6 protein-coding genes are annotated in these 7,487 nt (G+C 32.8%); 5 read left to right on the top strand and 1 reads right to left on the bottom strand.

The window, feature by feature from the left end; translation table 11 throughout:
• Positions 1-176: 176 nt before the first annotated feature.
• The 4 genes from CHX27_RS13900 to CHX27_RS13885 all read left to right on the top strand — a co-directional run bounded on the left by CHX27_RS13900 (position 177) and on the right by CHX27_RS13885 (position 5,249).
• Positions 177-2,558, top strand: coding sequence for a TonB-dependent receptor (locus CHX27_RS13900; protein WP_094487364.1), 2,382 nt, complete (start codon positions 177-179; stop codon positions 2,556-2,558).
• Positions 2,559-2,621: 63 nt separating this feature from the next.
• Entirely contained in the window at positions 2,622-3,479 is an 858-nt protein-coding gene (locus CHX27_RS13895) for a DUF4249 domain-containing protein (protein WP_165764524.1), read from the top strand.
• A gap of 11 nt (positions 3,480-3,490) precedes the next feature.
• Entirely contained in the window at positions 3,491-4,516 is a 1,026-nt protein-coding gene (locus CHX27_RS13890; RefSeq protein WP_094487362.1) for a sensor histidine kinase, read from the top strand.
• Complete coding sequence (locus CHX27_RS13885; protein ID WP_094487361.1) at positions 4,509-5,249, top strand: LytR/AlgR family response regulator transcription factor; 741 nt, start codon at positions 4,509-4,511, stop codon at positions 5,247-5,249. The genes CHX27_RS13890 and CHX27_RS13885 overlap by 8 nt, the downstream gene beginning before the upstream one ends.
• Before the next feature lie 150 nt (positions 5,250-5,399).
• Here CHX27_RS13885 and CHX27_RS13880 read toward each other — a convergent pair whose 3' ends face one another.
• Complete coding sequence (locus CHX27_RS13880) at positions 5,400-5,696, bottom strand: Rossmann-fold NAD(P)-binding domain-containing protein (RefSeq protein ID WP_094487360.1); 297 nt, start codon at positions 5,694-5,696, stop codon at positions 5,400-5,402.
• A gap of 254 nt (positions 5,697-5,950) precedes the next feature.
• Between CHX27_RS13880 and CHX27_RS13870 the strand changes: the two genes are divergently transcribed.
• Positions 5,951-7,354 carry a pyridoxal phosphate-dependent decarboxylase family protein gene (locus tag CHX27_RS13870; RefSeq protein WP_094487358.1) on the top strand — a complete coding sequence of 468 codons (1,404 nt, stop codon included), beginning with the start codon at positions 5,951-5,953 and terminating at the stop codon, positions 7,352-7,354.
• Positions 7,355-7,487 lie beyond the last annotated feature (133 nt).

Below are 7,487 nucleotides of genomic sequence, written 5' to 3'. Positions count from 1 at the left end.
TTTTCTATAACTTAAGAGTTGTTCTTCAAAACTATGAATGCCTTTTAATAGTCTCAAGTTAGTTGTTTTGTTCCTTAAAATCGGTGGTTCATCAGTCATTTTCAAGGTTCATCATAAATTGTATTTGCTTTTTTAAAGCCAAGTATAGTTTTGTGTAAAATCTAAATTTAATTACTATGAGAAAAAATGTATTTATGTTTTTTTTATTGCTTTCCTTTTTTAGCTATGGGCAAAAAAAGGTCACAGTTTCAGGGTATGTGGAGGATAAGAAGACAGGAGAGAAGTTATTGGGTGTTAGTGTTTATTCGAGCACTAAGGCTGGTAATACTACTAATGAATATGGGTATTATTCCCTATCTTTAGAAGAGGGAAAGCATACTTTGTATGTAACTTTTATTGGATATAAAACTATTGAACAGGAGATAGTGGTAAAATCAAATACCATTATTGATTTTAAGTTAGAGGAAAACTCATTGATTTTAGAGGAGGTAGTTGTAAATAAGCCAAAAGGGGAAAATAAAGTTAGAAATGTTGAAATGAGTGTGAATACATTAAAGGCTTCAACAATTAAAAAACTACCCGCAATTTTAGGTGAGCCAGATGTTATCAAATCAATACAGCTTTTGCCTGGTGTCTCCAGCACTAATGAAGCATCGTCGGGGTTTAATGTTAGAGGTGGGAATGCTGACCAGAATTTAATTTTACTTGATGACGCAACAATATATAATGCCTCTCATTTATTTGGTTTTTTTTCTGTGTTTAATTCAGATGCTATCAAAGATGTAAAGTTGTATAAAGGGGGTATTCCTTCGAGTTTTGGTGGACGATTATCTTCGGTTTTGGATGTAAGACAGAAAGAAGGAAATAAAAAGAAGTTTAATGGTGAGGCTGGTATAGGTTTAATTTTAAGCCGGGTACTGGTTGAAGGGCCAATAAAAAAAGATTCATTAGGAAATGGGAGAGGGTCTTATATGTTTGCTGGAAGACGTTCATATGTTGATGCCTTTACGTTTTTAGATGATGAATTTAAAGATAATGTACTTTTCTTTTACGATTTAAATTTAAAAGCAAATTACGATTTGGATAAGAAGAATAAACTTTTTCTTTCTGGGTATTTTGGTAGAGATCGATTTGAATTACCTAAATTTTTGGGTACCTCTTGGGGTAATATTGTAGGAACCTTACGATGGACAAATTCGATTAATGAAAATCTATTTTTTCAATCTTCATTTATTTTTTCAAACTATGATTACTCCTTAGATAATTTGCGGTCAGGTTCAGAGTTTCAATGGAACTCAAATATCACAAACTTTAATTTTAAACCAAAGTTAACATGGTATGCTAGTTCAAAAGCAACAATCAAAGGTGGAATTGATTTTACATCCTATAAGTTTAATCCCGGTGAGATTTCATCTCTAAATGGGTCAAGTATAATCGCTCAAAAATTTCAAAATAACTCAGCATTAGAAAATGGACTTTACATTGATGCAGAGTTTGACTTAACAGAAAAACTGAACATTCAAACAGGTTTTCGTTTTTCAAATTTTATGCGAATGGGTAACGAGAATATACGCTTGTATGCCACAGGAAGTCCGTTAACTTATGATCCAATTTATGGTGTTTATGAAGAAAATGAAGTTATTGGTGAAAAAAACTATGGTTCGGGAAGCATAATAAAACAATTCAATGCTTTAGAACCAAGGTTTTCCCTTCGTTATTTGTTAAGTGATCAAAACTCGTTTAAAGCAAGTTACAATCGAATGTATCAATATATTCACTTAGTAACGAATACCACTTCCCCAACTCCTCTAGATGTTTGGACACCTAGTGGCCCCTATATTCGCCCTCAGTTTGCTGATCAAGTCGCTGTTGGTTATTTTTCAAAAATTAAAGAAGATAAATTTGATTTTTCAGTGGAGGCCTACTACAAAAAGTTATCGAATGTGACTGATTTTAAAGATGGTGCGGACTTACTTTTTAGAGAGGATGTTGAAACACAAATTATTCAAGGTGAGGGTAGGGCTTATGGTATTGAGTTTTTATTGAATAAGAATAAGGGAAATTTGACAGGTTGGTTAAGTTACACCATATCACGAAGTGAGAATAGAATTAACGGAATAAATAATGGTGAATTTTATGCTAACAATGCAGATCAGTTGCATCGATTGAATCTAGTTGGTCTTTTAAAAACGAATACTCGTTGGGATTTTGGAGGTGTTTTCACATTTAGTACAGGTAGACCAGTGACCTATCCTACAGGTAGATATGAACAGAATGGACTTGTAGTTGCTGATTATAGCAATCGAAATGCCAACCGATTACCTGTTTATCATCGTTTAGATATTTCAGCGACTTTAAATCCAAAAAAAGATAGTAATAGAACAGGAAAGTGGATTTTTAGTATTGCAAATTTATACAATCGTCAAAACGCCGCTTCAATTTTCTTTAGAGAGGTTAGTGAAGTAAATGGAGTGGAGACAGCTACCGGAAATACAGAAGCCACTCGCTTATCTTTTTTTGGGATAGTACCGAGTGTTACTTATGAGTTTAAATTTTAGAATGAAAACGAGAAATATTTATTAATGAATTTTAAATATCGAAAAATGGAAAATTTAAAGAATATGAACAAGTTAATCCAACAGTTTGTTATAATGGTTTTTCTTTTAATAGGGCTTACTTCTTGTGAAGAGGATGTTACAAGTGATATTTCATTAAACTCTGTTGAGAGATTGGTTATTGAAGGTGGAATAGAGCGAAACTCAGGCAATTCTACTCAAAAAATAAGATTGACTAAAACGCTTCCTTTTTTAACCAATTCTAGCAACCCATTTGTCTCAGATGCCACGGTTACAATAACTGATGGAACAACAACATGGAATTTAATACATACCCAGAATGGTTTTTACGAAACGAATAGTTTATTGCCGCAAATTGGTAAAACGTATACTATCACTATAGTGTGGAATAATGAAACGTATACAGGCTCAGATACCTTATCAGAGGTCCCTCCTTTTGATAATTTTTACTATGAGTTTGAAGAGGAAACCTTGTTTACGGATGAAGGATATTTTTTAAAATTTGACACTACAGATCCCGTAGGAGTTGAGAATTATTATTATTATCGTGTATTTAAGAATAATATTTTTACTATTGTACCTGACCCAGGAAACGCTGAGACATTAATTGTGTCTGATAGATTTTTTGATGGACAGCAAAGAGTGGGAATTAATCCTAATGAAGAAGTTTCATTCGTAGTTGGTGATCTTGCTAAAGCACAACAATTAGGTATTTCTAAAAAGTACTATCAATTTTTATTTGAGTTATTCACTCAAACAGGTAATCAAGGTATATCTTTTATAGGTAACCCTCCTCCAGCTTCCATAAAAAGTAATATTGTTAACATCACGAATCCAAAGAATAGAATTTTAGGTTTTTTTTATGCTGTTGATATTGTTGAATCGGCTATACTTATACAATAACATATTATTCGATGAAAATTAGGCTATTACTGTATTTTTTTTTATGTTTTATTTTTTGTTTTCTAAATTTTTTAGAAGACTTGCAAGAGGCTTCATTGCCTCTTGCTTTAACTGAAGTAATACTTATTTTTCCTATGAGTTTTGGTTTTACTTTGGGAGTGTTTTTTATTTACCGAAGGATCGTGAAAATACCTTTTTATTTAAGTAAAAATGAACTAAATCGGAAATTATTCCTTTACAGCATAGGAATTGTTATTGTGCTTTTGTTAAGTCTCATTTTGAGATTTATATCACTTCAATTATTTAATGATGATAAAAATTCTCAGTTTTTCGACACCCTTTTTTTCGCATTTTTTGGAATAGTGGGAGTATTTGTATTTTTTGTGTTTTCAATTGAAGCCTATTTGGCTTCGGAACAGCAAAAAAATGAATTGAGAATTAAACTGTATGAAGTTGAGCTGGATAGTTTGAATGATAAATATATTTCTTTAAAAAATCAATTGAATCCACATTTTATTTTTAATTGTTTCTCTAACATAGTTAGTTTAATTGATAAAGATTCTGAAAAGGCTATTCGATTTGTTGAAGAGCTTTCCAGTGTTTTTCGATATAATTTAACAACTTCTGAGGAGCTTTTGGTGAAATTATCCGATGAGCTAAAGCTATTAGAATCTTACATAAAACTTCAAAAAATTCGACATGAAGGGAGTTTGCATTTTGACATTAAAATTGACGCCTCAAAACTACCATTTTTGATTCCTCCTTTAACCTTAGAAGTATTGGTTGAGAATTCATTAAAGCATACAATTTTTGATAAATCAAATCCATTATATATATCCATATATTCAATAGGTGATTTGCTCGTAATAGAGAACAACTACAGTCCAAAAGCAATTATGGAAACTGAATCATTGGGTATAGGATTAAAAAGCATTGAAAAACAGTTTAGACTTCTCGGAAAAAAACTACCTACATTTAAAATTGAGAATAATTTGTTTAAAGTTGAACTTTCTCTAATTGATCCCTCAGATGCTTAAAGTGGTTATAATAGAAGATGAGTACCTAATTGCGGAGCGGTTAAGTTCTATGTTATTGTCTCTTGAACATGAAATAATTGTTGATGCCATATTAAGTTCAGTAAAAGATGCTATCTCTTATTTAAGAGATAACAAGCCAGATTTAATTTTTCTAGATATTAATCTTTCAGATGATTATTGTTTTAACATATTTGAAGAAGTCAATGTGACTAGCCCAGTGATTTTTGTTACTGCTTATTCAGAATATGCTATTAAAGCCTTTGAAGTAAATAGTATTGATTATTTATTGAAGCCCATAACAATTTCAAATTTAAAACGAAGTTTGGATAAGTTTCAAAGAATAACAGTCTTGCCTAATTACAGTGAGATTTTGAAAAAAAGGGAATCAAGATATAGAAATCGTTTTTTAGTTAAGTATTCTAACCAACTACTATCAATTAACATTGATGATATTGCCTATTTTTTTTCTGAAGATAAGTGGACCTTTTTGTGTTTAAAAGACGGTAGGAAGTTACCAATTGAGTTTAGTTTGAAAAAGATTGAAGATGAAGTTAATCCTCAGTTTTTCTTTCGGATAAACAAGAAATTTTTGGTGTCCCATGAATCCATCAATACGATGCACTATGTATCCAAGATGCGAATCAGGTTAAATCTTAAACCAAATTTTGAGAGTGAACCTATTTTTGTAGCTATTGAAAAGTTAGGAAGTTTCAAAGTATGGCTGTCTAGTTAGGATACATTAGTTATAATTTAAGATGTAAATCTAATTTTAGTCCAGTTGTATATTCAGTCTTTACCTTTTTGTTAGTTATTTTGTAAAGACAAAAAGTAAGGATTCAAATAAAAGAAGTTTTTGCAGTCAAAAGTCAGCAGTCGTCAGTAACTAAACTCCTACCCCATAATACGCTTTATACCAATCGACAAAAGCCTTTACCCCCTTATCCAAGTCGGTTTGGGGTTGATAATGAAAATCGCGTTGTAATTCGGAGACATCGGCCCATGTCCGTGCAACGTCACCAGGTTGCATAGGAAGCCATTTCTTTTGAGCATTAATCCCTGTGCGGTGTTCGATGGCTTCAATAAAATCCAACAACCTAACCGGTTTACTATTCCCAATATTATACATCCCATAGGGTTTCGTGTAGGCACCAGACGCTAAAGCTGCAACGATGGCCTCCATACCTTGGGTAATATCATCGACGTAGGTAAAACCACGGGATAATTCGCCATGATTAAAAACATCAATTGGTTTTTGATTGAAAATGGNATAACTGGTGGTAACAGGCGTTTGGCAAAAAAGCGGGTTCAGTGCTTAAATGAAGTTTTGTGCTTCGTATCAAATTCAGTGCTGGCAGACAGTTTTGCGCTCCGAAATCCGCTTCTTCGCCAAGCGCCAAACCGTTGTATGCAAGCAAAACAGACATTCCTAAAAATATGAACAATCATTTACAAAGTGACATTGACCATTTGGATGGTTTACTTGAAAAAGTTAAACTTCAAGGTTTAGATTATTTGAACAATTTAAACAGTAGACCAACTTCTAAAACTCATAGAATTGAACTTAAAGACAAATTACCTCAGAAGGGCATTGGAACAGTTGGGGCTTTGCAAAAATTTAATGAACGGTTTGAGCCAATTATGGTTTCTTCATCGGGACCGAGATATTGGGGTTATGTAACAGGTGGGACAACACCAGCTTCTATTGTTGGTGATTGGCTGACCAGCATCTATGACCAAAACTCACAAGAAATAGACGCACAAGGGGATATTTCAGCAAATATTGAATTTGAGACAATAAAACTTTTATTAGATTTATTTGAATTACCGAAAGACTATTTTGGTGGCTTTGTAACGGGGGCAACAATGTCCAACTTCACTTGCCTTGCTGTTGCACGGCAGTGGTTAGGGAAACAATTTGAAAAGGACTTTGCAAAAGAAGGGGTTACTCAGAAAATAAATATCCTGACAGCAACACCTCATTCATCTGCATTGAAAGCCCTTTCACTATTAGGAATTGGGAGTAGTAATATTATAAAAGTAAAAACAAAAGAAGAAAATCGAGAAGCAATAGATATATCGGATTTTGAAAATAAAATAGAAACATTAAAAGGCGAACCTTTTATATTTATTGGAAGTGGTGGAACAGTAAACACAGTTGATTTTGATGACTTTGTAAGTATTGCGAAACTCAAAATAAAGTATAATTTTTGGTGGCACATTGACGCTGCATTTGGAGGCTTTGCTATATGTTCCGACACACACAAACATTTACTAAAAGGGTGGGAAACATCAGACAGTATTACTATTGATTGTCACAAATGGCTAAATGTTCCATATGAAAGTGCGGTTTGTTTTGTAAAAGAGAAATACAATATTTTACAAGTTGATACTTTTCAAAATTCAAATGCACCATATTTGGGCGACCCTATGGAACACTTCGACTACCTGAATTTTTTGCCCGAAAATTCAAGACGTTTAAAAGCTCTACCAGTTTGGTTTTCATTAGTTGCATATGGCAAAGAAGGAATAAAAGATATTGTTGAAAACAACATTAAAGTTGCTCAACTCTTTGGACAGTTGATTAAGAAAGATAAAAACTTTGAACTATTGACACCAGTGAGGTTGAACACGGTTTGTTTTACATTAAGTGGAACTGACAATCAAGAAAAAGTAAAGCCCTTTTTAAGAAAGTTGAACGATACAGGGCAGGTTTTTATGACACCAACAAAATATAACGACAAGATTGGAATTAGAGCAGCTTTCGTAAATTGGAGAACGACAGAGGAAGATATCAAACTTGTAACTGAATTGATGAGAAAAATAATTAATGAAGCGTAAAATTGCCTGCATACAACAGCGGTTTGGCGAAAANTCAAACCCTGTTATTTTTTAACTTACACACTTTGCGGGATAGTGTCGACAGTAATAAACTCAACATTTGTAATTCTATTTGGCATTTGTGCAAATGTTG

The sequence above is a fragment of the Flavobacterium aurantiibacter genome (genome assembly GCF_002251775.1).
GTDB classification, from domain to species: domain Bacteria; phylum Bacteroidota; class Bacteroidia; order Flavobacteriales; family Flavobacteriaceae; genus Flavobacterium; species Flavobacterium aurantiibacter.
The sequence above is the reverse complement of the archived record's forward strand: the minus strand, read 5'-3'. Positions and strand labels throughout refer to the sequence as shown.